At 65.5% G+C, this 2,455-nt stretch carries 2 protein-coding genes and 3 pseudogenes; 3 read left to right on the top strand and 2 right to left on the bottom strand.

The features are described 5' to 3' along the window. Positions 1–243: MerR family transcriptional regulator (locus tag RHBS_RS26920; RefSeq protein WP_145977638.1), on the bottom strand; the 243-nt coding region annotated here is incomplete at its 3' end. Between the two features lie 148 nt (positions 244–391). Here RHBS_RS26920 and RHBS_RS32430 point away from each other — a divergent pair. Both RHBS_RS32430 and RHBS_RS26910 read left to right on the top strand, forming a co-directional pair. Further along, positions 392–679 (top strand): annotated as a pseudogene (locus tag RHBS_RS32430) (PAS domain S-box protein); the annotation flags it as partial. Positions 680–692: 13 nt separating this feature from the next. Beyond that, positions 693–1,259 carry a GGDEF domain-containing protein gene (locus RHBS_RS26910; RefSeq protein ID WP_128646869.1) on the top strand — a complete coding sequence of 189 codons (567 nt, stop codon included), beginning with the start codon at positions 693–695 and terminating at the stop codon, positions 1,257–1,259. 6 nt (positions 1,260–1,265) lie between these two features. Here RHBS_RS26910 and RHBS_RS26905 read toward each other — a convergent pair. Beyond that, a pseudogene (locus RHBS_RS26905) lies at positions 1,266–1,861 on the bottom strand (CHAP domain-containing protein). A gap of 95 nt (positions 1,862–1,956) precedes the next feature. On the opposite strand from RHBS_RS26905, the pseudogene RHBS_RS26900 reads away from it, so the two are divergent. Further along, a pseudogene (locus tag RHBS_RS26900) lies at positions 1,957–2,455 on the top strand (NAD-dependent deacetylase); the annotation flags it as partial.

Genomic DNA, 2,455 nt, shown 5'->3' with positions numbered 1-2,455 from the left:
GATCGGGCGACCACGTCGCTCTCCGTCCGGCGCGGACCGGTCGAGGGCGGCCGCGATCGCGCCGAGGGGCATTCCGGCATCGGCGAGCCAGCGGATTCTCATCAGTCGAACCACGTCGTCGATCGTGTATTCGCGATAGCCGTTGGAGAGACGGCGTGGCTCACCGAGCAAGCCGAGACGGTGATAGTGACGCACTGTTCGAGGTGTCGTTCCGGCGGCGTCGGCCAGGGATCCGATTCTCATGTGTATCAGTGTGAACCGTGACGCTACGTCAAGGTCAAGATCGGCCGCAACGTGCTCGAGAGCAGCCCGGTACGACGCACCGAGTATTCTCGGTGGTCTGTGTGATTCGGCGTGACTCGCACTGTTCGAGGAAGAGACCCGGCTGAAGATGGTCGACACCGATCGTTGGTATCGGGAGATGTTCGAGGCCAGCACGGTCGGATTGGCGTTGGCCGACGAGAACGGGTTGTTGGTTCTCGCAAACGAGGCGTACGCGGCCATCGTCGGTTGCCCGCGCCATCTGTTGGCCGGCCGGTCCTCTCGCGAATTCACCCATCCCGACGATCTGGCCCAGCACGCGGCCATGGAACAGATCATGGCCGACGCCAAGGCGCGCGGGGAATCGGTTCACCTCGAGAAGCGCTACCTGCACGCCGACGGCACGGTCCGGTGGGGGTGGATCTCGGCCAGTGAGGTTCCCGGTCCCGGGGGTATTCGGGTGGACGATGGCCGTCGTGCACGACACCACCGATCGTCGGCGCATCGAGGACGACCTCCGCCAGGCCGCGCAGACCGATGCCCTCACCGGATTGCTCAACCGGCGTGGATGGCGCGATCGGCTGCATCAGTTGACGACACCGCGTGGTGCCGATGTGGCGTTGGCTCTGGCCATGGTCGACTTCGATCGGTTCAAGTCGTACAACGACAAATACGGGCACGGACGCGGAGATCGGCTGTTGATTCAGTTCTCTGCTTCTGCCCAGGACCTGCTCGGCGGCCGCGCCTCCATCGCGAGGTGGGGCGGCGAGGAGTTCGCTCTCGCGATGCCCGGTGCGGGTTCGACGACCATGTCTGCCGTGCTGGCCGAGTTGTCGGCGGTCGTGCCCGACGAACAGACCTTCTCTGCCGGCTACACGACATTGCGCGTGGGGGAGTCCGTGGACGATTGCTTCGACCGCGCGGACATGTTGCTCTACCGAGCCAAACGAGACGGTGGTGCGCGTTCGTACGGCGACGCAGACGCCATCCCGACGTAGTGACCGTCAGCTCTGAAGGCGACCGAATCCGACGACTCCGGAATCGGATGCGTAGTGCAGCGTGTGCACCCTGACCTTGCCAGCTTCGTTGCCGCCGACGGTGATGGCCTCGTCGCCTTCGACCGCCACGATCACGTTGGTGTGCTGGCCGGCCCAGCTGGTGTTGTCGTATAGCACCACATCGCCCACCGATGGCGTGTAGTCGCCGACGGCCTCGTAACGTCCCTGCTCCTGGTAGTACTCCTGCAGGGTGTAGACGCCGGGAATGCGCCACGAACCGAATTGGGGTTCGACAACGGCAGTCCCGCCTCCTTCATGATCCAGCTGACGAAATCGGCACACCAGGCCTCGTCGATTCCTTCGGCGTAGAACGTTCCCGGCCGCTGCAGCTCGTGCTCGGTGCGCAGGAGTTCGACCACCCGGGCCTGATCGGTAGTCAGCTCGCCGGCGTTCACCTCGGGAAATGCTTCGGTGTCCCACGGGAGGTACCGGCTCGGTGCCAGCCACAGAACCCCGGCCACTGCAAGCACGACGACGGCCGTGCAGGCCGCCAACCACACGGGCCACCGTCGTCGGGTTCGCGCGGTGGTGTCGATGCTCATGCGACCACGGTAGCGCGGCGTGGCACACCGCTCGGCACAATGACCGGGTGACCACTTCCGAGAATCAGTCGCCCGTTGCCGTTCCGCAGCCCGTCGTGGACGCCGCGCGAGAGGCTTCGCGGATCACCGTACTCACCGGCGCAGGCATGTCCGCCGAGTCGGGGATCGCTACATTTCGGGACGCCCGGAGCGGATTGTGGAAGACTTCGATCCCAAGGATCTCGCCAGTCCGGAGGGGTGGCTGGCCGACAGTGATCTGGTGTGGGGCTGGTATCGATGGCGAGCCGAATTGGTCCGACGCTCCGAGCCCAACGCCGGGCACGTGGCACTTGCGCAATGGCAGCAGCGAGCGCACGTCGACATCGCCACCCAGAATGTCGACGACCTGCACGAGAGGGCCGGTGCCACGGTTCTCTCGCACGTGCACGGATCTCTGTTCGAGCCGTACTGCAGCGATTGTGGGACACGAGCGCAGTTCGACGGTGCCGCCGACGCTCCGGCCGAGGCGGACCAGCGGGTTCCGCCGCCGGAGTGTCCGTTGTGCGGTGGATTGATCAGGCCGGGGGCGGTGTGGTTCGGCGAATCGCTGCCCGA

This window comes from Rhodococcus sp. BS-15 (assembly GCF_000813105.1).
Taxonomy (GTDB): Bacteria; Actinomycetota; Actinomycetes; order Mycobacteriales; family Mycobacteriaceae; genus Rhodococcoides.
This window is presented reverse-complemented; position numbering and strand designations above follow the sequence as displayed.